At 47.8% G+C, this 23,927-nt stretch carries 16 protein-coding genes; 7 read left to right on the top strand and 9 right to left on the bottom strand.

What is annotated here, in order from left to right:
* Window positions 1-79: 79 nt before the first annotated feature.
* Both F7Y48_RS17505 and F7Y48_RS17500 read left to right on the top strand, forming a co-directional pair.
* Window positions 80-970: a LysR family transcriptional regulator gene (locus F7Y48_RS17505; RefSeq protein WP_316685154.1), complete on the top strand. Its 891-nt coding sequence runs from the start codon at window positions 80-82 to the stop codon at window positions 968-970.
* Window positions 971-1,029: 59 nt separating this feature from the next.
* Entirely contained in the window at window positions 1,030-1,401 is a 372-nt protein-coding gene (locus tag F7Y48_RS17500) for a VOC family protein (protein WP_005395273.1), read from the top strand.
* A 100-nt stretch (window positions 1,402-1,501) separates the two neighbouring features.
* On the opposite strand, the gene F7Y48_RS17495 is transcribed toward F7Y48_RS17500, so the two are convergent.
* Window positions 1,502-1,723 (bottom strand): hypothetical protein, encoded by a 222-nt coding sequence (locus F7Y48_RS17495; RefSeq protein ID WP_017819779.1) that lies wholly within the window; start codon window positions 1,721-1,723, stop codon window positions 1,502-1,504.
* A gap of 122 nt (window positions 1,724-1,845) precedes the next feature.
* On the opposite strand from F7Y48_RS17495, the gene F7Y48_RS17490 reads away from it, so the two are divergent.
* Entirely contained in the window at window positions 1,846-2,373 is a 528-nt protein-coding gene (locus F7Y48_RS17490) for a helix-turn-helix domain-containing protein (protein ID WP_316685153.1), read from the top strand.
* A gap of 44 nt (window positions 2,374-2,417) precedes the next feature.
* Here the strand turns inward: F7Y48_RS17490 and F7Y48_RS17485 are convergent, their stop codons facing one another.
* Complete coding sequence (locus F7Y48_RS17485) at window positions 2,418-3,368, bottom strand: helix-turn-helix domain-containing protein (RefSeq protein WP_316685151.1); 951 nt, start codon at window positions 3,366-3,368, stop codon at window positions 2,418-2,420.
* 184 nt (window positions 3,369-3,552) lie between these two features.
* On the opposite strand from F7Y48_RS17485, the gene F7Y48_RS17480 reads away from it, so the two are divergent.
* The 4 genes from F7Y48_RS17480 to F7Y48_RS17465 all read left to right on the top strand — a co-directional run bounded on the left by F7Y48_RS17480 (window position 3,553) and on the right by F7Y48_RS17465 (window position 8,515).
* Window positions 3,553-4,965, top strand: coding sequence for an ethanolamine ammonia-lyase subunit EutB (locus tag F7Y48_RS17480; RefSeq protein ID WP_316685150.1), 1,413 nt, complete (start codon window positions 3,553-3,555; stop codon window positions 4,963-4,965).
* Window positions 4,958-5,842: an ethanolamine ammonia-lyase subunit EutC gene (gene eutC / locus F7Y48_RS17475; RefSeq protein ID WP_213895808.1), complete on the top strand. Its 885-nt coding sequence runs from the start codon at window positions 4,958-4,960 to the stop codon at window positions 5,840-5,842. The genes F7Y48_RS17480 and eutC overlap by 8 nt, the downstream gene beginning before the upstream one ends.
* An 11-nt stretch (window positions 5,843-5,853) precedes the next feature.
* Window positions 5,854-7,257 carry an ethanolamine permease gene (gene eat, locus F7Y48_RS17470; RefSeq protein ID WP_316685149.1) on the top strand — a complete coding sequence of 468 codons (1,404 nt, stop codon included), beginning with the start codon at window positions 5,854-5,856 and terminating at the stop codon, window positions 7,255-7,257.
* A gap of 187 nt (window positions 7,258-7,444) precedes the next feature.
* Window positions 7,445-8,515, top strand: coding sequence for a nitronate monooxygenase (locus tag F7Y48_RS17465; RefSeq protein ID WP_316685148.1), 1,071 nt, complete (start codon window positions 7,445-7,447; stop codon window positions 8,513-8,515).
* Between the two features lie 31 nt (window positions 8,516-8,546).
* Here F7Y48_RS17465 and F7Y48_RS17460 read toward each other — a convergent pair whose 3' ends face one another.
* The 7 genes from F7Y48_RS17460 to F7Y48_RS17430 all read right to left on the bottom strand — a co-directional run bounded on the left by F7Y48_RS17460 (window position 8,547) and on the right by F7Y48_RS17430 (window position 23,757).
* Window positions 8,547-11,027, bottom strand: coding sequence for a GH92 family glycosyl hydrolase (locus F7Y48_RS17460; protein ID WP_316685147.1), 2,481 nt, complete (start codon window positions 11,025-11,027; stop codon window positions 8,547-8,549).
* Window positions 11,028-11,116: 89 nt separating this feature from the next.
* Window positions 11,117-13,573, bottom strand: a complete 2,457-nt coding sequence (locus F7Y48_RS17455) for a GH92 family glycosyl hydrolase (protein WP_193447444.1) — start codon at window positions 13,571-13,573, stop codon at window positions 11,117-11,119.
* A 72-nt stretch (window positions 13,574-13,645) separates the two neighbouring features.
* On the bottom strand, window positions 13,646-16,351 hold the full coding sequence (locus F7Y48_RS17450; RefSeq protein ID WP_316685146.1) for a GH92 family glycosyl hydrolase: 2,706 nt from the start codon (window positions 16,349-16,351) through the stop codon (window positions 13,646-13,648).
* A gap of 47 nt (window positions 16,352-16,398) precedes the next feature.
* A complete protein-coding gene (locus F7Y48_RS17445; RefSeq protein WP_316685145.1) occupies window positions 16,399-18,819 on the bottom strand; it encodes a GH92 family glycosyl hydrolase in 2,421 nt (806 codons plus the stop codon).
* Between the two features lie 132 nt (window positions 18,820-18,951).
* Entirely contained in the window at window positions 18,952-21,783 is a 2,832-nt protein-coding gene (locus F7Y48_RS17440; protein WP_316685144.1) for a GH92 family glycosyl hydrolase, read from the bottom strand.
* A 121-nt stretch (window positions 21,784-21,904) separates the two neighbouring features.
* Window positions 21,905-23,305 carry a fructose-specific PTS transporter subunit EIIC gene (locus F7Y48_RS17435; protein ID WP_006741333.1) on the bottom strand — a complete coding sequence of 467 codons (1,401 nt, stop codon included), beginning with the start codon at window positions 23,303-23,305 and terminating at the stop codon, window positions 21,905-21,907.
* A gap of 11 nt (window positions 23,306-23,316) precedes the next feature.
* Entirely contained in the window at window positions 23,317-23,757 is a 441-nt protein-coding gene (locus tag F7Y48_RS17430) for a PTS sugar transporter subunit IIA (protein ID WP_006741334.1), read from the bottom strand.
* Between the last annotated feature and the right edge of the window lie 170 nt (window positions 23,758-23,927).

The raw sequence follows: 23,927 nt of genomic DNA, 5'->3' as shown, positions 1-23,927 counted from the left end.
TGATGTAGCGGAATTGTAGGCGTCTTTGTTACTGACTATAATCGAAAAATATTCCCATATTGGTGAGAAAAACTCACAGATGCGCCACCTAAAATCTTTCTATGTCTTTCACGTTGCGGCGAGCTCTTCAAGCTACACTGAAGCGGCTGAAAAACTGAACATCACCCACGGAGCCGTGAGTAAGCAGATAAAGCAACTTGAGCAATATCTGTCGCAACCTTTGTTTTTGAAAGAGGGCAGGAAAGCCGTGTTGACGGCAGAAGGTGAATTACTCAAGACATACACAAAAACGGCATTCCAAACGCTAGAAACAGGCGTGAATACACTCATTCAAGAAAAGCATCAGCATCTTGAAGTGTCTTGTGAACCGACATTAACCATGCGTTGGTTGATGCCAAGGCTTGCTGCGTTTAATGATGAACACCGTGCTGATGTTCGTTTGTCGATGGCTGGAGGCCCGGTAACATTAGGATCGACAGGGCTTTCGATGGCGATTCGTCGAGACGATTTTGCTCAGCAGCACGATTACAACAAAACCATTCTTGTGGAAGAGTGGGTGGGGCCAGTATTTTCTCCTGAGTATTGGCAATCCATTCAAGACGATTTGGATGCAGTTCGATTGTTGAATAGCCAAACTAGACCGCATGCTTGGGCGGATTGGCAGCAATCAACACGTTGTGAAACCTTCAACGGCAACACTCAGCAATCATTTGCGCATTTTTATTTTTGCATACAAGCCGCGGTGGATGGCTTAGGCGCGGCGATGGGATCGTATCCTTTTGTTATGGACGATATTAAGCGCGGTAATTTGGTCGCGCCATTTGGTTTTGTGCTATCAGGTTGCAATTATGTTTTATTGAGCCAAGATAAAAAGCGTACAGAACTCGAACATAAATTCATCACGTGGTTACAAACGCAAATGGTAGAGTGTGTACCACTACCATCGCAGCAAAATACGCAAGGCGAATAGAAGGCGTAGAGCGTGATTACGTCAGTCAGTTTGATGGAAAAGGGCTTAGGAAATTGGAAATGGAAAACCTCAATATTGTTGAAATCAAATCATTTGTTCCAGCGAAAGATTACGCGCTCTCAAAACGTTTTTATGAGGCGATAGGCTTTGATATGGCGTCAGACTTCGGTGATGTGGCGTACTTCTCTCAAGGCAGTTGCGCGTTTCTTTTACAGAATTTTTATGAGCCTGAACACGGCAACAACTTCATGATGCATTTGCTCGTAGAAGATGCAGAAAGCTGGCATCAACACTTATCCAAAGTAGGCCATGAGGAATTTGGTTCGCGTTTAACTGAGCTGGTCGAGCAACCTTGGGGTATGCGCGAATGTTGTTTGTTTGACCCTAGTGGCGTTTTATGGCGAATCGGTCAGAACATGAATACTGATTAACGCCAGTCCTCTTTTCACCACATCTATATCGCGCAGGTATTGAGATCTCGATACCTGCGCGTTTTGTTTTTGCTTAACCTTGCCAACGTTTCTCGCGCACTCACGCCTTTTTCGAGGTGGTGTGTGATGGACTGACCCCAAAAAGCTCCTCAAGCAGCATGGCTTTGAGTTCTGCTCTGACTTCTGCGCCACCGATTAACGCCAAAAGTGCGAGTCCTCCTGGAATAAGGATGACCATTAATATCGGTCTTAAAATATACGAAAAGCAGAAGATGGTCGGGAAGAAAATCAATCCTTGGCCTAGTTTGTTTAATACGTACATGAGTGATTCCTTTTGTTTTTATATAAAATGAGCATGCTCAATTTTATAAATGAGCGCGCTCAATTTGTCAATCTCAACCACGCAAGGTATGATCCTTTCAGGCTCATTAAGCAGACACATCAATGACGAAGCGACAACAAACCAGAGATAAAATTCTAAAAGCCGCATGGGCATCTTTTGCTCAAAATGGCTATGACATGACGACCACAAGGCAGATAGCGAGAGAAGCAGGAGTAGCCGATGGCACAGTGTTTAGCCATTTCCCGACTAAACTGTCGATTTTGCGCGAAGGGATGCTGGCGCAACTGCAACAGATCAGCCAAGAAACGCTAGTCAGTGTGGAAGGTAAGACAGATATCGACATTGGTTTGGCGCTGACGGAGAAATACTATCGCTACTATTTTGCGAACGTCGAGCTGAGCCGAGCCTTGTTGAAAGAGGTGATTTGGGATTTGGATTATTACCAGTCGTTTAACCAAGAGTTGTTTCAATCTGCGAGCGTAAGTTCTGTTCTTGAAGACAAAATGCCGTTGATTTTTGACTGCTACTTCATGACGCTAATCGCACATTTAAGCCGAGCAGAACCAGATGTTGAAGCCGCGCTTACAGATCTTCATGCTAAGTTTCAGCAAATCATTGCGACTGCATAACATGGCCCCAACGCAGGATCTGAAAGAATATACTGCCTGTCATTTTATTTGCTGGACTCCCATTTTCTCGTTTCAGTTGGCGTCTCACCAAATAGCCGCTTGTAGCTTTGACTGAACTGCCCGAGATGGAAAAAACCAAAGTCAAAAGCGATTTCTGCAATTGTTCGATTATCTTCAGGGCTTTGTAGCACTCTACGTACTTGATTCAGCCGCATTCGGTGTATGAATTGCTTTGGCGAAGTATTACAGCAATGTTCAAAGGTGTACTGCAGTGTTCGGCGACTGACGTGCACAGCGTCACACAGTTCACTGACGGTGATCGGAGTTCTGTAATCTAAGTCGTGTAGCTGTTGCTTTATGCGGCGCATCACATGCTGACGATGAGAGATGGATATCGGGTGGCTTGCGCTTGGTGAACTGATTGAGAACAACTCCAGTACAATATCTTTTAAGATTGCTTGATGTGTGGCTTCAGACCATCTTGGCTCGGCGGAACCAAGTAACGTGCCTAAGTAGTATTTAAGTTGTTGAATGTGTTTTTCCGTCAAACCCGTTAAGTGTAATGTGTTGTTTTGGATGCTCCCAAGCTCAAGTTGATTTTCTATGATGTGAACGAAGTTTTTGTCGAGCACTATCCCATAGATAGAAAACTGTTCAGGTGTCATTAACTCAAAATCTGCACCACCTTGTCTAAGCAAAAGCTGGCTTGCATTAAACTTGCTGTGATTTAGGTGTAGCGGTTTATTTTCCGCACTCAAACCCAACCAAATACCTCCCTGTTCAACCCTGCATTGCTGTCTTAGTGAGCGGTTACTGTCTTCACGAAATACATGGAAATTGGGAAATCGTCGTTCTCGAATTTGACCTAAAAATCGGCCATCGCTGAGTTGATCGTATTCCTGTTGCCAGTTTATTAGGCTTGCAGCTTGTTGGTTTGCATCCTTTGTGTGATGGATGCACAGCATTGGTGCGGTTTGGGGTGTTTGGTCACTCATCCTTGTGATGCTCATTCCTTTTTTGTGAGTCATGTTGGAGCAGTTTTTATGTAACTCATTGTTTATTAGTGTTTTATAAATGTTGCCAGTTTTTGATAACGCTACGGAACACATTTGGCAATACTTTCTTAAAGCTTATTGATAGTTCAGCAAAAAGCGAGCCAAATAGTGAAGAGGAAGAGCAATGACGGCAACTTATCGTCGGCAACAAGGAAGTAAAGTCTATACCTTTAAGTCATTAGCTGACTTGATGGCGAAAGCGACACCGGAGCGATCAGGCGATGCGTTAGCTGGGGTTTGTGCTCACTCAGCGGCAGAACGTGTAGTCGCACAAATGACGCTGTCTGAGTTACCACTTAAAACGTTTCTTAACGAGGCGGTCATTCCATACGAAAGCGACGATATCACTCGCCTAATTATCGATACGCATGACCTTGAAGCCTTTAAACCGATTGAGCACTTAACGGTCGGAGATTTTCGAAATTGGCTGCTGAGTGAAGAAGCCGATGGTGTAACGTTGGCTAAAATTCGTCAAGGTTTAACGCCAGAAATGGTGGCTGCAGTCAGTAAGATCATGCGCAACCAGGATTTGATTCTCGTTGCTAAAAAATGCCAAGTTGTCACGGCTTTTCGGAATACGATTGGTTTGCCGAGTCGCCTGTCTACTCGCTTACAGCCGAATCACCCCACTGATTCTCTCAACGGTATCGCAGCGACCATTTTTGATGGTCTGATGTACGGAAATGGCGACGCGGTTATCGGTATCAATCCGGCAACAGATAATGTGCCTCAAGCTATCAAGTTAATGAACTTAATGGATGAGGTGATTCAACACTATCAAATACCGACTCAGTCTTGTGTGTTAACTCATGTCACGAACACGATCGAAGCCATTGAAATGGGTGCACCAGTCGATCTCGTTTTTCAGTCGATAGGCGGCACGCAAGGAACGAATGATACCTTCGGAATAGACTTATCGATTTTGAAAGAGGCCCATGAAGCGGCATTGTCTTTGAATCGAGGTAGCGTAGGAAACAATGTGATGTATTTTGAAACCGGACAAGGTACAGCGTTGTCTGCGAATGCATTTCATGGGGTCGATCAACAGACTTGCGAAGCTCGTGCTTATGCTGTCGCGAAACAGTTCGATCCTTTGTTGGTTAATACAGTCGTTGGGTTCATTGGCCCAGAGTACCTGTTTGATGGCAAACAGATCATTCGTGCTGGGCTTGAAGATCATTTCTGTGGGAAGCTGCTTGGTTTACCTATGGGTTGCGACATCTGTTACACCAATCATGCCTATGCCGATCAGAATGACATGGATAACTTGCTGACACTATTAGGTGTTGCCGAGTGCTCGTTCATCATGGGTATTCCAGGGTCTGATGACATCATGCTCAACTATCAAACTACCTCATTTCACGATGCCCTTTATGCAAGAAAAGTACTCGGTTTGAAGCCCGCACCAGAGTTTGAACAATGGTTAATGGAGATGCAGATTTTCGAGAGCGTGCAAGACGTTCGGTTAAGTGAGCAAATCTCTCGCTCGTTTTCGGGAGCAATAAATCAACTGAATAAGGGGTATTCTCATGGGTAAAGTAATCACCATTGCTCAGTCCCCACAAGACGAGTCTGAAGTTGTCACACACAACCCTTGGGGCAAGTTACGCGACTTCACCTCTGCTCGGATCGCTCTGGGTCGTAGCGGGAACAGTGTACCAACCAACGAGTTACTCTCATTTCAGCTGGATCATGCCCAAGCTATGGATGCAGTGCATTGCAGTTTGAATATTGAGTCTCTCGTTGCTGGTTTGTCGGACTCTTACTCGATTCTTGAAAATACCTTAGAGCCTCCAGTGGTAGTGAGCAGCCAAGTGAGTGATCGGCTTATGTACCTGCAAAGGCCCGATTTAGGAAGGCAGCTCGATGAATCTTCTTGGCAAACGCTCAACTCGATAGCAAATGAGCATAACACTGACATTGATCTTGCGATTGTTATTGCTGATGGACTTTCTTCCGTCGCAATTCAAAACCATGCAGTGCCTGTTGTTACTCGATTGATTTCTCTTTTAAGCGCTGATGATGAACATCAATGGAAATTCGCACCTATCACAATCGTAAAGCAAGGAAGAGTAGCGGTAGGGGATGATGTTGGTGAATGTTTTAACGCTAAGGCCGTGCTGGTTTTAATTGGAGAGAGGCCAGGTTTAACTTCTCCGGATAGCATGGGTATGTATCTCACTTGGGGGGCTAAACGAGGCTCTAAAGATTCCCAAAGAAACTGCATTTCCAATGTGCGTCCCCAGGGGCTCAACTATGACGATGCCTGTGAACGCGCATTTTACTTGCTCAAGGAGGCTCGAAAATTACAACTGTCAGGAGTGAACCTGAAAGATCGCTCCGACATCAATGAGCCAAGTGGCGCAAGCGTTGAAGATAAACACAGCGACAACTTTTTAATTTCATCAAAGTAGAAGGATTTACTATGTCTAAACATCAGGAGTACTTGGCCAAAAGGCAGCTAAAAAGAGGCACCGCAGGTTGGATTTTACTTGCTGGCTTAGGTGTCTCGTATGTTATATCTGGTGACTTCGCCGGTTGGAACTTTGGCATCGCTCAAGCAGGATGGGGAGGCTTTCTTATTGCTGCTATCGCGATGGCAGTAATGTATTTCACGCTAGTATTGTCTTTAGCTGAAATGTCTGCGGCTATTCCTGCTGCGGGTGGTGGTTACAGCTTCGCAAGACAGGCGATGGGGCCGACAGGTGGCTTTTTCACTGGCTTATCAGTTTTGATTGAATATGCGCTCGCACCTGCTGCGATAGTAATTTTTATTGGCTCAGCAGTGAATGAATTGGTTGGTATCGATGGCCCTGTTGTTTACGCACTTTTCTACGCCGTCTTTATCGCTATTCACATGGCAGGTGTTGGCGAAGCTCTCAAAGTAATGATGATCATCAGCGGTTTGGCTGTGCTAGCTATTCTAATCACTGCTGCTGTGCTTATTGGTCACTTTGATGTTAATAACTTATTCGATATTGCTCCGGCGACGGCTCAGGCAACAGAAATCTTGCCGTTTGGGTGGTATGGCGTGTGGGCGGCGTTGCCATTTGCAATGTGGTTGTTTCTTGCGGTTGAAGGTGTACCTTTAGCGGCAGAGGAAGCAAAAAATCCGGCAAAAGATGTTCCAAAAGGCATCATTGGTGCGATGTTGTTTTTATTACTAACCGCAACTCTAGTAGTCGTTCTTTTGGCTGGTGCGGTTGGTTCACAGGTCATAGGCGATAGCTCGGTGCCATTAGTTGACGCGCTGAAGCTTACAGGCAATTCAACGGTAGCAATGGCCGTGAACCTACTTGGATTGGCAGGCCTTATCGCGTCTTTCTTTTCTATCATTTATGGTTACAGTCGCTTGGTGTTTGCGCTTTCCCGCGCGGGTTATTTACCGCAAACTTTGTCACTAACCAGTGACAAAAAAGTGCCTTCTCGTGCGCTTTTGGTTCCGGGCGTTTTTGGGTTCTTGGTTTCCCTTACGGGAGAGGGGGACTTAATCTTGGCGATGGCTGTTGTCGGTGCGACTGTATCGTACGCATTAATGTCCTTGAGCCATATTTTATTGCGAATTAAACAGCCGGAGTTAGCTCGCCCATATAAAACGCCTGGCGGGATAATTACTTCGAGTATTTCTCTGGTGCTTTCTTTGATCGCAATGACAGGTGTTTATGCTTTTGATCCCTCAGCCTTTTTCATGACAATGGGATTGTTTCTTATCGGTGGTGTTTATTATGGGTTGTACAGCCGCAACAAATTGGTTGCAGCAACCGCCGAAGAAGAGTTTGCCATGCTTTCTGTTGCAGAATTAGAGCTTGAATCAGATGTAGCACGATAGCCATTTCAATTCTTGTTCGCCACTATATCAAGGGAGCCATAGGCTCCCTTTGTCATTTCTATCAAAAGTGCATAGCGCACAAATGCATCACTTTAACTTTATAAGTGGTTAATCATGTGAAAGTCTAGTCTGGATAACTATGGCGCAGAGCCATCACAGGTAAAGGTTAAGTTTTCAAGGAAAGATCATGATAAACAAGGTATTTAATACACTTTTGGGAACAGAGTTACCGATTATTCAAGCGCCAATGGCCGGCGTGCAAGACAGCCAAATGACCATAGCTGTCAGTAATGTTGGCGGGCTTGGCTCGTTACCTTGTGGAATGCTGAACAAAGACGCCATCGTAAAAGAACTTCAACTTATCAAACAGGCAACCAACCGACCGTTCAACCTCAACTTCTTTTGCCATGAAATGCCGGAATATGACGCCAACAAGCACGAAGAGTGGCAAAAAACGCTGCAACCGTATTTTGCTGAAGTTGGTGCAACCGTACAGGCTCAGCCAAACGCTCCGACAAGAATGCCTTTCAATCATGATATTGCTGACGCGATTGAACCATTTGCACCGCCAGTGATTAGTTTCCACTTTGGTTTGCCAGACGATGAGCTGTTAGCTCGAATTAGAGGGTGGGGCGGGAAGATCCTTTCGTCAGCGACCACGGTGGATGAAGCACTATGGCTGGAAGCAAAAGGCGTTGACGGCATTATCGCCCAAGGCTTGGAGGCTGGTGGACACCGAGGCATGTTTTTATCGGATGATTTATCTACTCAATTAGGCTTGATGGCGTTGTTACCGAAAATCGTCAAGCGGGTGAATTTGCCCGTTATTGCTGCAGGCGGAATCGCTGATAGAAGTGGGGTGGAAGCCGCGTTGAGATTAGGAGCGAGTGCCGTTCAAGTTGGCAGCGCCTATTTGTTGTGTGATGAGGCGAAAACATCGTCTTTACATCGATATGCCATTGCCAGTGAACGCGCGCAACATACCGCTGTGACCAATGTTTTCTCGGGCCGACCAGCGAGAGGCATTGTGAATCGCGCGATGTCGGAGCTAGGTTACATCTGTGAGTCTGCGCCGAAATTCCCATATGCTTCCATTGAAATGACTCAGTTAAGAGCGCTTATGGAGAAGCAAAACCGAGATGAATTTACGCCGTTGTGGTGCGGACAAAATTCGTCGGGTTGCAAAGAAATTTCGGCGGCAGAAATGACACTGTCATTAGTGGAAGGGATTGATTTGAACTTATGTTCCTCAGACTGATTTGGCCTGAGGAACACATTTCAAGTGAAGGTTATTGAGGCGCTTTCATCGCTTCTGATTGATCGCCTGTCATCACGAAGTGCAACTCACCACCAGGTTTGAACTCGGAATGGTCGAAGAAGAAACCGTTATCCAAAGCTTTGCCATTGATGGTGACAGACTTGATGTACATGTTGTCATCGGCGTTGTTTTCTGTGGTGATGGTGAACGTGCCGCCTTTCACCGGAATTACCGCTTTGTCGAATAACGGGCGACCCACAGTGTAAATAGGTTCTGCTGCGTTCACTTGGTAGAAGCCTAATGCAGACATCACATACCAAGCGGACATTGCGCCCACGTCTTCGTTACCAATGACGCCTTCTGGCGCAGCGAAATACATGTCATCCAGAATGTGGTCGACGACTTGTTGTGTCTTCCAAGGTTCTGCTGTCCAGTTGAATAGGTAAGGAATGTGGTGCGAAGGTTCGTTACCAAACGCAACTTGACCAATCAAACCAGACATATCCGGTGTTTCTGTGCCTTGGCTTTCTGCGGTGAAGGTGGCTTCTAGGTTCTTCTGGAACTCAGCATCGCCACCCATGATGGTTTTTAAGCCTGCGATGTCATGCGGTACAAACCAAGTCCATTGCCACGCGTTACCTTCGGTGTAGTTGCCAGTCTCGTGTTCCGTACCGTATGGGTCGAATGGCGTCATGAAGGTTTCATCAATCATCACTGGGCGCATAAAGCCCGTCACGCCATGTTCTGCGTATTCCGTTAGGTTGTAATCGAAGTACTTCTTGTAGCCTTTCGAGCGTTCAAGGTATTGCTCTTCCGCTTGAGTATCACCGGCTGCTTTGGCGATTTGCGCGATAGCCCAATCGTAGAACGCGTTTTCTAGACCGTAAGAAACAGACTCAACCGTGTAGTCTTCAAATACTGGCTCACCATCGACACGTTGGATAGCTGGCGTGAAGCCGTTTTTCTCAATGTAATCGATGTGCTTGGTTAAAGTGCGATCCAATACGCCCTGATCCCAATCGGCTTGCAGTGCAGGGTAGTTGTCGTAAGTCGAAGAGTCGATCGCGGCTTTCAGCGCCAGGTCTTTCTCTTGTTGAGTAAACTCTTCTGGGAATTTGGTGATCGCATCCGCAATCACTGCTACCGCTGGGTAGCCGACCATGGTGCCTGTTTCGTCACCTAAGTGCTCCCATTTCGGCAGCAAGCCGCTTTCAGTGTACTTCTGAACTAGATTCTTCGCGTATTGCACCGCGCGAGTTGGCTCTGTGATGGTTTTTAGTGGGTGTAACGCGCGTTGGGTATCCCATAGAGAGTAAACCGAGAAGTTTGGCTGTTCTTCTGTTGCTTGACCGTAAGCGATGGAGTATTCCCCTTCGCCTTCACGAATTGAGCCTTTGCCCATGCCACGGAATCGACCATCTACGTCTTGATGCACCATCGGCGCAATTTTGGTGTGGTAAAGCGCAGTGTAGAAGATCTCTTTCTGATCTTCCGTGCCCCCTTCGATAGAGAAGTTGAGCGCTTTTGCCCATTTCTCACGTGCGTTGTTGCGCGCAGTATCGAAAGAGACATTCGCTTCGGCATCGTAGTTGTTTTCTGCACCTTGTGGGTCAACCGCAGATAACGCCACTTGCGCATTCAATTCTTGTGAGCCTTCATCTTCAAATTCGATGTAGGCAGTGACGTCCGCTTTGACACGCTTAACTGGATTACCTTGGTCATCGTAAATCAATTCAGAAACGTGCTCTGCCGTTAGGCCGTCAACAGGCTTACCATTAGCAAGGATGTAGACGTCTTTGATCTTCTTATCGAAAGTCGCATAGAAGAAGATTTTTTGGTTTTTCGCCCAGCCAGAGAAGTGCGCTGCATCGCGCTCGCCCGTGATGGTATGACCGTCTTCGCTCACCGTCAGTTTGTTGCGCAGAGAGGTCGAACCCCAGTCGCTGTTAAGGATGGAGTTGAGGTCTATCTTCAGACGTTGTGGTTGACCTTGCGGATAGGTGTAACGATGGAAGCCGACACGTTCAGAAGCTGTAAGCTCAGCTTTGATGCCGTTTTCTGCAATCTTCACAGAGTAGTAACCTGCTTCTGCCACTTCAGAGGTTTTGTCCATCTTGACCGAAATCGCTTCGCGGTAGTCGTCGCTGTCTTCGATGTATTTAGCTTTATCTTCGGTAAACGGCAGGAACAGAATGTCACCTAAGCCGCCCATACCCGTGCCAGATAGGTGAGTGTGGGAGAAGCCAAATAGGGTCTTTTTATCGAAGTGGTAACCTGATGAAGAGTGCCAGCCGATCAGCTCGGTATCTGGAGACAGTTGCACCATGCCTTCTGGCACAACAGGCCCCGGGAAGGTGTGTCCGTTAAAGCCGGTTCCAATGAATGGGTCGACGTATTTTAGGTTGGAAGTATCGACGCTTGGTGAGGTGTTATCGTCGTCATCGTTGCAGCCAGCCAAACCAATAACACTTGCAATCACTGCGGTGGCGATAGCGGTTTTCGTAAAGTTCATAATCTTGATTCCTTAGGCAGGAAGCGAGTTACGTCCTGCCTCTGAGTTAATCTATCTGTTTATTCTTTAAACACGAATTAAATAAAACGTTACTGAGCTTGAAGCGCTTCTTGCTTGTCACCCGTCATGACGAAGTGAAGCTCGCCACCCACTTTGATTTCGCTGTGTTTGAAGGTGAAGTTGGCATCCAGCGGTTTGCCGTTGATGGTTACGGACTTCACGTACTTGTTGTGTGGACTGTTGTTGTCTGCGATGACTGTGAATTCGCCGCCTTCCACTGGAATGGTGATTTCATCAAACATAGGACGACCGATGGTGTAGACCGGATCCGCAGGCGTCACTTGGTAGAAGCCCATGGCCGACATCAAGTACCAAGAGCTCATTTGACCTACGTCTTCGTTACCAATCAAACCAGTTGGTTCGCTGGTGTACATCTCTGACATGATGCGGTCTAGGTACTCTTGCGCTTTCCATGGCTCATCCGTTAGCGCGTATAGGTAAGGAATGTGGTGCGATGGCTCGTTACCGTGCATGTACTGACCGATGTAACCCGTTAGATCTGGCAGCTCTTCACCTGTGTTTGAAGAACGCGCATTGAATAGCTCGTCCAAGTCTTCACGGAAGGCTTTCTCTGGCGTGGTGTCTTTGCCTTGTGCCAAGTCTGCTTGGTAGATTTCTTGTTTCAGACGGTTGAAATCGTGCATTGGTTGGAACTTCCATTGCCACGCGTTCCCTTCGGTGTAGGCAAACTCGTCCACGTAGTAAGGGTCGAATGGTAGCAGTGGGCATTTCTCTTTCATCACACCTGAGCCTTCAGGCCATTCAACCATTTCACACTCATCCAAACGCTCTTCATCAATTGGTTGGTTGAACTCCAAAGGCGGTTTGTTTGGTGATGAGCTCAGCGGGTGGTTTTTCGGACGTAAGAAGCCTGTCTCTGCATCCCAATGGTTAAGCCAGTTGTCGGCACGAGTCATAAACTCTTCTTGCAGTTTTACATCGCCAGCCATGCGCGCGATTTCTGCCATTGCCCAGTCGCCATATGCAAACTCAAGCGTGTAAGATGCACTGTTCCAGTAGCCGTGATGAACAAAGCCGTTTTCTTCGTACACCTTCACTTGCACAACGTTTGCTGCGCCGATGTTGTTGTCTTCCGTCCAATCTGGGAATTCAGATGCCTCGTGGTAACGCACCGTAAACTCAGCCGCTTCTTTGGCCAGTTGTGGGTCGATGTCCAAACCTTTCGCCATCGCGTCAGCAATGATAGAGACCGCAGGGAAGCCGATCATAGTGCCAGTGTAATGGCTGTGCAGTTCCCATTTCGGCAAGATGCCACCATCTTCGTATTTACGAATCAAGTCGTTGGCAAACTCTTCGGCACGTTCTGGATCGATAATGGTTTTCAGTGGATGCGCTGCACGGAAGGTATCCCACATGGAGTACACAGAGTAGTTTGGTGTGTCGCCCGCGTCTTTTTGAATGCGAGTACGCATCGCAGGGTATTGACCGTCGACATCTTGGAAAATCATTGGCGCGATAGAAGCGTGGTAAAGCGCGGTGTAGAAGATTTCTTTTTGATCTTCTGTGCCGCCAGATACCATCATGCGGCTAAGCTCTTGGTGCCATGCGTCGTTGGCTTGAGCGCGCGCAGTATCAAATGACACGTCTTTTGCTTCTGCTTCTAGGTTTTTCTCCGCACCTTCTGTGCCTGTTGGTGACAAGCCTACTTGGATTTCTAGCGGTGTTGATGATGGGGCGAATTCTAGGTAAGCAATGGTTTTCACTGCGTCGATGTTGTCGTTGTTTACATCGATTTCCGTTTCTGCGCCGTCAACCAAAGCGATGGCTTTGACGATAGGTTGGTTGAAGGTGGCGTAGAAGTACACGTGCTGGTTGTTCGCCCAACCGTTCGAGCTACGTAAACCGCGAATGGTGTAAGCGTCGATGAACTCTAAATCACCCTTCATGGTGCGGTTGTTGAAGTGACCTTTGTTGAGGGTGTGGTCTAAATCGAACTTGATGTGTGGCGTGGTGCCTTCTTTGAAGGTGTAGCGGTGGAAGCCAACACGTTGCGTGGTAGTTAGCTCAGCTTTGATTTCGCCTTTGTTCAGTTCAACCGCGTAGTAACCCGCTTCTGCGGTTTCGTTGTCTTTATCGAAGGTGTTGAAAACGGCGTTTTCTTTCTTGGTGAAAGGCAGAACTAAGATATCACCAAGGTCGGTAATGCCTGTGCCAGAAAGGTGAGTGTGGGAGAAACCATACACTGGGATTTCAGTCAGCTTACCGTGGTCGAAGTAACCTGCAGCAGAGCCCCAGCCTTCCATTTCGGTATCAGGAGAAAGTTGTACCAAACCGTAAGGCACAACCGCCCCAGGGAAGGTGTGACCATCTGCACCTGTACCAATCAATGGATTGACGTATTGAGTTAGTGTGGTATCGAGGGATGGTGTACCAGATTTGCTGTTGTCGTCATCACTGTTACAACCAGCAAGACCAAACATGGCAGCGAGTATAGCGGTAGAGATAAGGGTTCTTTTTAGTTTCATTTTTATGGTTCCACTGAAGTGAAGTTTTTTAGGGGGCTAGATGCCCCCTTTCGTTATTTGGATAGGTCTCGACTACTGCGCTTTCATCGCTTCAGATTTGTCTGAAGTCATGACGAAATGCAGCTCACCACCGTCTTTCAAATCGCTGTGCGCGAAGCTGAAGTTGTCACTCAATTGTTTGCCGTTGATGGTCACCGACTTCACGTAGATGCTCTCTTGGCTGTTATTTTCTGAGGTGATAGTGAATTTACCGTCCGCGACTGGAATCACGGCTTTGTCGAACAGAGGACGACCGATGGTGTAGCTTGCTTCGCCCGGTGTGACTTGGTAGAAGCCCAATGCAGACATCACATACCACGCCGACATCTGACCGACGTCTTCGTTACCAATAAGACCTTCATGCGTTGGGTGGTAGAACTCGTTCATCGCTTGGTCGACAATTTCTTGTGTCTTCCAAGGTTCCGCCGTCCAGTTGTATAGGTAAGGAATGTGGTGATCAGGCTCGTTACCCATCACGAATTGACCGATGTAGCCAGACATGTCGTGTGATTGGCTCGTATCGGCGTTGGAGTCCGCATTAAACAGCGCATTCAAGTTGGCTAAGAATGCCGCTTTGCCTTGTTCGGTTACATCTTCTGGAAGAGAGAAGTCAGTACGGTCGATGTGCTCGCCACCCATCACGTTAGCCAGACCATTCAAGTTGTGCGGTGCAAACCATGTCCATTGCCATGTGTTGCCTTCGGTAAAGTCTTCACCACGGTGCTCGGCGCGGTAAGGCCAGAACACGTCACTTTCGTTGAGTGCTTTGCGGTCTTTACACGCGTTGTAGTCCATACCGTCTGGGATAGACAGCGCCATGTTCTCGTCCAAACATTCGGCTTTCAGGTTGTTTGCCCAAACTTTGCTGCCGCTGTTCATGTAAGCCGGACGCATAAAGCCCGTTGCTCCCAATGCATTGCCTTTGGTGTCTTGCAGTTTGCCGTATTGCTCTGGGTTGTAATCGAAGTAGTTCTTGAACGATTCAGAGCGTGCCATGTAGCGGTCGTACTGTTGGTCGTTGCCCGCAAGTTTAGCGATCTGAGCGATACACCAGTCGTAGTAAGCATTCTCAAGACCGTAAGACACCGATTCGTTCACGAGCTCGTCGTATTTGTCGACTTTCAAGCCTTCCACATAACCCGGTTTGTCGCCAGAATCCGGCGCCCATTTGGTATTGGCTGGAATAAAGCCGACGTCTTCTTGGTAGTCGTTATGACCCGTCATGACCGTGAAGCGTTTGTCACCGTTCCAAGCGTCTTGGTAAGGCACCCAGCTCTCTGTTTTATCAAGGTTGAAGTTGACTGTTTCGTCAGCGGCTTTCAGTGCCAAATCAAACTCAGCAGTGGTAAAGGCTTCTGGGTGTTTGACCATGATATCGGCAATAACCGAGACCGCAGGGTGACCGACCATTTCACCGGTGTAATCCGAGTGCAGTTCCCATTTTGGTAACACGCCGCCCGTTTGGTATTTGTTCAATAGATCGCGTGCGTGTTCAATCGCGCGGTCTTTATCAATGATGGTTTTCAGTGGGTGTGCGGCGCGGAAGGTATCCCACATTGAGTACACTGAGTAGTTCACTAAGCCATCTTCTGCTTGGTGCACTTTGCCATCCATGCCACGGTATTTTCCGTCTACGTCTTGGTATAGGAATGGAGCAACAAACGTACGGTAGAGCGAGGTATAGAACATGGTCTTGTCGGCTTTGTTGCCGCCTTCCAGTTCAAACTCGCCAAGGATGTTTTCCCAAGCCACGCGGTTTTGTTGTACGACGTTGTCGAAGTCCCAGCCGTTGGTGTCTGCTTCTAGGTTTTTCAGTGCGCCGTCAACGCCAGTGCCAGAAATCGCTACTTTGACGACCAATGGCTCATCGCTCTTACCAAAGTTCAAGTGCGTCAGGACATCGTTTGCGCGTTTTGCCAGACGTTCTGGATCAGGTTCTGGTTCGCCCGGCATTGGTTTGTGCTCTGCGTAACCACGGTAATCTTCCAAACCGACTTCGGTAGCGTCAGTTGGAGTGAGTTTGCTCTCAGAAGCCAGCTTGGTGTACAGGTTCTCTTCAATGATTGGATCAGAGAATTCTGCCGCGAAGAAGACAGTTTGCCATTGACCCCATTCGTTTGAGGTACGCGCGCCTACGACGGTAGTGTCGTTAACGCGTTTGTAGTAGATGCTGCGAGAGTGGTTGCCGTATTGCTCCAACAGTTCGTGTTGAAGATCGATACGTACTTTGCGGTCTTCACCCGGCTTGAAGGTGTAACGCTGGAACGCCACGCGGTCGGTTGCCGACAGTTCAGCTTTTACGCCAGTTTCTACAAGGTCAACCGAGTAGTAACCAACTTCTGCCACTTCCGAGCTTTTATCCATGGTCACGGCGTCGGTATTAAAACCTGTGTATGGCAAGAAGGCGAAGTCGTTTAGGTCGCCTTTACCTGCGCCGGAAATGTGGGTCATTGAGAAGCCAGAAAGCAAACTGTGCACAGGATCGTATTCAACAGGCGAGCCTTTGCCATTCCAACCGTTTGGATCGAAGTTATCTGGGGACGGTTGAATCATACCCTCTGGCATAACTGGAGACGGGTTGACGTTGCCAAGACCTTTAGTGCCAATCAAGGTATCAACGAATTCCAAAGTAGGGGTAGAGATAACTGGAGTTTCTGGGTCAGAGTCGCTGCCACAACCAGCAAGACCAAGCATGGCGGTTAACACTGCAGTAGAGAGTAGGGTTCTTTTTAGTTTCATTGTTTTTATTCCACGAGAAAAGGGGACACGAGGTCCCCTCAAAATCATTATTCGCCTAGGTTGGCTTGCATTGCTTCAGACTTGTCAGCCGTCATCACGAAGTGCAGTTCGCCGCCTGCTTTGAATTCGCTGTGCTGGAAGGTGTTGTACACATCCAGAGGCTTGCCGTTGATGGTCACTTCTTTGATGTACATGTTGTCTGGACCGTTGTTCTCAGCCGTTACCGTGAAGGTGCCAGAGCCAATGTCTACCGTCGCTTTGTCGAAGATTGGACGACCGATGCTGTAGGTTGGATCGGTTGGCGAGATTTGGTAGAAGCCCAGTGCTGACATCAAGTACCACGCCGACATTTGACCTACGTCTTCGTTACCGATGATGCCGTCTGGCGTCGGTTTGTAGAACTGGTCGTAAACTTGGTCTAGGTATTCCTGCGCCTTGTAAGACTCTTCAGTACGGTTGTACAAGTAGATGACGTGGTGCGAAGGCTCATTACCGTGAATGTACTGACCGATGTAGCCTGTCATGTCTTGGTGTGCTTCGCCGCCATTTGGATCGGCAGTAAATAGGTTGTTCAGCTTGTCGTTCAGACCTTGCGTGCCGCCCATGATTTCAGTCAGCTTGTCTAAGTCTTGCATGAATGCCCATTGCCACTGCCACGCGTTACCTTCTGTGTAGTAGAACGCGTCAGACTTGTAAGGGTCGAAGTCAGTTGAAGCGTATTTCAGTGCACATGGGTCGCCTTCTTTCAGTTCTGTTGGTACGAAGAAGCCCGTGCCGTCTGCGTTACCTGCTTTCGCATCCCAGTGTTTCAGAGAATTGTAAGAACGAGCTTTGAACTCTTCGTACGCGTCCATATCGCCAGCGGCTTTTGCCATCTCTGCGATCGTCCAATCGTAGAATGAGAATTCCAACGAGTACGACACTGAGTTCCAGTTCGGGTAACGAACACACTGTTCTTTCTCGTGGTAGTTCAACTGACCTGCCATGAGTGAGCTTAGGATGTCGTCATGAATCTGTGGGTATTCATGCGGCGTGTAACGTGCAGATTTTACTGACGCGGTGTAAGCTTGCTCTGCATCAATCAAGCCTTTGGTTACCGCATCGCCTAGAATTGCTGCCGATGGGTAGCCGATCATGGTGCCGGTTTCTGAGCCGTGACCTTCCCATTTCGGCAATAGACCAAACTCGTCGTTGGATTTACGAATCAAGTCTTTCACGTATAGCGTTGCTTGATCTGGGTCGATGATGGTCCACATTGGGTGAACGGCGCGGAACGTATCCCACGTTGAGTAAATCGAGTAGTTTGGTGTGTCGCCATCTTTCAGTGTGCGCACTGTGCTAAGCATATCCACGTATTGACCATCCACATCGTAGAACTCGATTGGTGCGATCATCATGTGGTACATGCCAGTGTAGAAGTTGGTTTTCTCTGCGTCAGTGCCGCCTTCAACTTTGATTTTCGCCAGCTTCTCAGCCCACGCGTATTCTGCGTCTTCTTTTACTTTTGCTAGGTCGAAACTTGGTGCTTCCGCTTCTAAGTTTTTCTGTGCGCCTTGCCAGTTAACTGGAGAGATACCCACGCGGATTTCAATTGGATCTTCGCCTGTACCGAAGTTTAGGTAAGCGGTCAGGTCATCGCCTGAGTAAACCGCACCATTACGCATTTCGCGCGTTGGTTCCAGGTCTTGTTCGCCCAACATTGCTTTGGCGATTGGTTGGTTGAATTTCGCGTAGAAGAAGATGTCCTGACCTTGGTGATCTTGCCCTTGGAACCAGCCTGTTGAGGTTTTACGACCGCGAATGGTGTATTCGTCCACCACTTCTACTTTGTTCTTCAAAGACTTGCCGTTGTTGTTCATTAGGGTATGGCCCAAATCGAACTTCACGTTGCGGTCTGCGCCATCAGCAAAGGTGTATTTGTGCAAGCCAACGCGCTTGGTTGCGCTCAGTTCCACTTCGATTTGACCTTGGTTTAGCTTGGTTTTGTAGTAGCCTGCGCTTGCTTCTTCATTGGCTTTGTCGAAAGAGTTCAGCTGTGTGTTCGCCATGTCTGCGTATGGCAGAACCAAGATGTCGCCTAAGTCCGTTGCGCCTGTACCTGAAAGGTGAGTATGGGAGAAGCCGTACAGCGGAACGTCAGTGTTAACCACTTCGCCAGTTTCGTAGTTGGATGAATCCCAGTAGCCAGAAGCCGAGTGCCAAGGGTTAAGTCCTGATTCATGGTCTGTGTTAGAGCCGATGAAAGTGTCTGGGGACAGTTGAACCATACCTGCCGGTACCGTCGCGCCCGGGAATGTATGACCAGAAGCTGCTGTGCCGATCATAGGATCGACGTATTTCAACACCGCAAGATCAACAATTGGATCGCCCGGTAGTGAAGAGGAAGAATCGTTGTCGCTGTTACAGCCAGCCAAGCCACCCGTCAGACCAACCAGGATAGCCAAAGAGATAAGATTACGTTTAAACATGTGCATACCGTTTTGTCGTTATTCGTATATAAAAGTGTTTATAAGAGACTGTTTCTAAAGAACTGCTTATAAAATTTGCTTGTAGGGATAGCCGGGAGATGCGCTCCCCCGGTTGAGTGGTCACTATTGGGATTAACGAGAACCTGCTGGCATCTCGTCTTCATGCAAGAATTCACCGATGCCTTGTGCTGGTGGAAGGTCTTGCTCTAGAGAGCCCCAACGTTGATTTGGTTTGTCGCCCATCACGAACTCCAACTCACCGCCGTACATGATTTCGTCATGAGTCAGGTAAGTACGGTTGAAGTCTTTGCCGTTGTAGCGAGCCGATTGAATGAAGATGTTTTCGCGGCTAACGTTTTTCGCGGTAACCGTGAACTTCTGGTTGTTGCCAACATCGATAGACGCGCTTTCGAACAGCGGAGTACCGATTTCGTAGATGCCAGAAGAAGCGTTCACTGGGTAGAAACCAAGCGCACGGAACACGAACCACGCAGAGAGCGTACCAAAGTCGTCGTTACCACAAATGCCGTCAGCGGTGTTCTTGTAGCAAATGTTGGTTGCTGCGGCGATGGCTGCCTGACCTTTCCAAGGTTGACCGACGTAGTTGTACAAGTACGGCACGTGGATATCTGGTTCGTTACCTTGTACGTGCTGACCAACGTTACCTGTGTTGAACACTGGGAATTGGTTGTCGCCTGCGTTGCGGTCTGGGTAGGTTGACCAGTACTCATCCAAGCGCGCTGCGAACAAGTCACCGTGTTCTGCTTCAGGGTTTTGTGTCTTGTCGAAGCGTGTCATCAGGTCAATCAAGCCATGAATGTCGTGCTGAACACTGAACGAGTATTGCCAGCCGTTCGATTCAGAGAATGCCCAGTTGAACATGTCTGGACGCCAGTCTTTACCCACCGCGCGACCAGTGATTGGGTCTACCCAACCTGCATCGATAAACTTGCCATCGTAGTCACGGGCTTTGAACCAACCTTGGTATTGCTTACCGCCGAAGTCGAACTGCGCTTGCCAGTTTTTAGAACGGTTAGCGAACTCGGTGTAGCGTGGGTCTTCTTCACCGAACACTTCTTTGATCGATTGTGCGATTGCCCAGTCATTCATTGAGTATTCAAGCGAGTAAGATGCTGTCCAAGAATCTTTAAATGGTGAGTGACCGCCGTAAGAATCTGGTGGAGTGTCGTGCAGTTGCGCTGGCACGTAACCTTGTTCTTCGTATTCTTTGATCCATGCTACGCCTTGGCTCGTTGCGGCACGCGCGTCAGTGATCATTGCTTCAACTAAGCGCTCTTTGACGTCTTTGCGTTCAGCTTCTGTGAAGCCAAGATCAATCATGCGTTTTTCTAGTGAGCCTTTCGACAACACATCATGAATCACAGGCGTTGAGTGCATGCCCATCATCATGCCGGTTTCGTTGCCTTTGAATGTCCACTCAGGCAGGCGACCTTTGCGCACGTTGCCTTTGTCATCCACCCATTCTTCTTCGGCGTAAGACAGCATAGACAGCACCACGTCTGCTAAGCGGTCTGGCTCAAGAATAGAAGACAACGGTTGAACTGCGCGGTAGGTATCCCACAAAGAGAAAGTGTCGTAGCGCGTGAAGTCTGCTTTGCCATCTTTGTTGGCATCGGCAGTGCGGATCGACTCTTTTAGCGTATCAATCTTATCGCCCCAAGGTGTGTTGCCATCTGGGTAAGCGTTACGACCTTGGTGAACTTGGCGGTAGCGACCATCTAAGTCAGAGTGAATGGTTTGACCTAGGTACGAGTGGTACATCGCGGTGTAGAACGTCTGTTTGTAATCCTCGTCGCCAGAGACTTGGATCTTGCCGAGTTCGTCTTCCCATTTCTTCGTTGCCGCTTCGCGTACTTGGTCGAAGTTCATGCCCGCAACTTCTGTCATGTTAAGAGAAGCACCTGACTTGCCGTTCTCGCCGATCTCAACGTTTGATAGCGCCAATTTTGCTTCAACCGTTAAGCCGTCTTTTGAGGTGTCGAACTCTACGTAAGCGCGCGCGTATTGGTACTTGCCGCGTGTCTCGTTACCGATTTCAGTGATGCCTTCTGGCACGTCCATGTAACGACCTTGCTCTTTATCGTAGTAAGCAAAGCGCACGTTTTTGATTGGTTGGTCGAATTCCATCACGAAGAATTCTTTTTGGCTTGGTGCCCAGCCGTCAGAGAAACGGTGACCTTCAAGACGGTTATTGTCTTTGTCCCATTTCAAGTAAGAATCTGAGGTGTAGTCCCAGTTAATTTTGAAGCCAGTGTTCACGATGATTTCTGACTTCTCATCACGAGGGAAGGTGTAGCGGTGAACACCAACGCGATCCGACGCCGTCAACTCGGCTTTGATGTCGTAATCCAATAGATCGACTTTGTAGTAGCCTGCCGTAGCTTGCTCGTCACGATGTTGGAAGCGAGACGCTTCTAGGTTTAGCGTTGCCGAACCTTCATCAATCATGTAATCCGAACGCGAGTTGATTGGCATGACGAGAATGTCGTTCAAGTCGCCAGCACCTGCTCCGGAAAGGTGGGTATGAGAGAAACCGGAAGTACGTGCGTCGTGGTAGTAGTAGCCTGAAATGTATTCCCAGCCGTTAGAACCGTTGTTTGGAGAAAGCTGCACCATGCCGTGTGGTGTGGTTGCACCAGGGTAGGTGTTGCCTAGGTTACCTGTGCCGATGAATGGGTTGACGTAGCGTGTTACGTCCATATCGGCGAAGTCTACTGGGATGTGAACGCCCATGTCGATTTCAGGTGTTTCTGGGTTTGGCTTGTCATCACAGTCGCCATCGCCAACTGGAGGACATACTGGCTTGCCGCCGTCAGGAATATCCGGCAGTGCAGGGTTGGTGTCACCGCCTTCATAAATGTTGGTTGTGTCGTCGTTACAGCCAGTCAGACCGACTAGACCACTGAGAACTGCGCAAGCGAGTAGGGAAGGTTTGAATTTCATTTTTAAAGCCTTGTAAGTTGTAGGTTTATGTAGTTGTTGAAAGCAGAGGTATTACTAAAACTTAAAAACTTGAAATAGAGCCCTTAGGGGGAAAGGGCTCTTAGGGGGAGGAGCTTAAGGTTTAAGCTTTCACAAGAGTCGCTGCGTTACGCATCGCTTCTTTCGTTGAACACTCAACAACGTTTGCTTTTGCAAAGCGGTGAGCGTCTTTTACTTGGATATCGTGAGCTAGAATAACCAGCTTCGCGTTTGCTACATCTAGGTCAGTGATGCGGTTCTGGATACCGTTTTGACCTTGAGTTTCTACTTTGATTTTCAGACCCGCTGCTGCACCTGCTTTCTCTAGTGCTTTCGCTGCCATGAATGTGTGTGCTACGCCAGATGGGCAACATGTTACTGCTACGATGTCGTACTCGCCTTCGCCTGCTGCTGGAGCCGCTTGAGCTTGTGCAGGTGCTGCTTCTGCGATTTCGTCTTCTGCTTCTTCTTCAGCAACTGGTTTCCAGAAGCCAACGATAACTGCTGTTGTTAGGGAGCCTAGTGCGATACCCACAACGTACATTGGGATGTTGCTTGATACAGGAGCTGTGATTAGACCGCCCCATGGTGCGTGTAGTAGTACGTCTGTTAGGAAGCCGAACACACAGCCAACGATACCACCAGCAACGATTGAAGGAAGAACGCGTACAGGGTCGTTTGCTGCGAATGGGATAGCACCTTCAGAGATACCGATAGAACCCATGATTGCTGCTGCTTTACCTGCTTCTTGCTCTTGCTTAGTGAACTTCTTCTTGAATAGGAATGTTGCTAGTGCCATACCTAGAGGAGGCGTACAGATTGCGATACCAACACCACCCATTAGCCATGGTTGAGTATCAACTTGAGTTTGTGCGAATAGCGTTGCTACTTTGTTGATTGGACCGCCCATATCGAATGCAGTCATACCACCAAGAATCGTACCTAGAACCACTTTAGAAGCGCCAGCCATAGAAGCTAGGAATTCGTTCATAGAAGCCATGAAGATCTTGATTGGCTCACCGATACCCCAAAGAACGATACCTGCAGAGATAAGCGTACCAACAAGCGGGTAGATAAAGTAAGCGCCCAACGCAGTCATGTTAGCAGAAAGAGGGATCTTCTTAAGTTGTAGAACTACACCACCAGCGATAAAACCAGCGACGATACAACCTAGGAAGCCGCCGCCCATGTCAGCCATGATGCCAGAAGAGATCATCGCTGGAGCAAGTGCCGGTTTGTCTGCAATTGAGTAACCGATGAAGCCACCAAGAATAATTGGGAACAACACCAGGCCTTTAATACCGATATTAGAAATATCCGCCAATAACCCGTCTGCAGGAACCGCACCTTTACCGGATGCCATTACCGCCAGCGCCAGTAGTACACCACCCGCAACGATAAATGGAAGCATGTGAGAAGTACCGAATAAAAGGTGACCTTTCATGGTACTTAGGAGTTTTTTGAAATCGCTATTATTGCTAGCTTGAGCTGTGATTGTACTCATAATTTCACGCCTTATGAATTAATTAAAATATTTAGTATTTGGTTTTCGTCTTTTGCGTTATGAATATCTTCAATAAACTCTTCGCTAAATTTTCCGAATAATTCTTGAAGAACATAAATATGGTGGTCGGCACCGTTATCAGGTGAAGCAATCATGAAGAATACGGTTGGTTTGACTCCCTCTTCGTCGCCATACTCGATGCCTTCGTGCTTTACGCCAACGGCGATTGCAGGCTCTGTAACCGCTTTGCTTTTTGCGTGTGGGTAGGCGATGCCGTCCATTGAAGTCACGCTTAATGCTTCACGTGCTTCGATGTCGGTTAAAAAAGCCTCTTTGCTACTGATTCGATTATTTTCGAATAGCATCTGTGCTAGCTCTTCAAAGACTTCTTTTTTATTATTTGCTTGAAGGTTGCCGTTAATTAAATTGACGTTTGTTAGTTCTGTAATCATTTTGTGACTCATTGGTACTGAAGTAATGAGTCAAATTTAATTAATGAAGTGGTTTTCGGAAATAGTAAAAAAAAACCAATAACTATACTTTTGTATCACTCAATCTTAAGTGTGATAGCCGTCATTAATAATGCGGAATATTATAAAATTTATTATGTGATTTATATTCC

It is taken from the genome of Vibrio sp. 2-1-2a, from assembly GCF_032648565.1.
Lineage (GTDB): Bacteria > Pseudomonadota > Gammaproteobacteria > Enterobacterales > Vibrionaceae > Vibrio > Vibrio diabolicus.
Note: the sequence above shows the minus strand (reverse complement) of the source record. Positions and strands in the feature narration are given on the sequence as shown.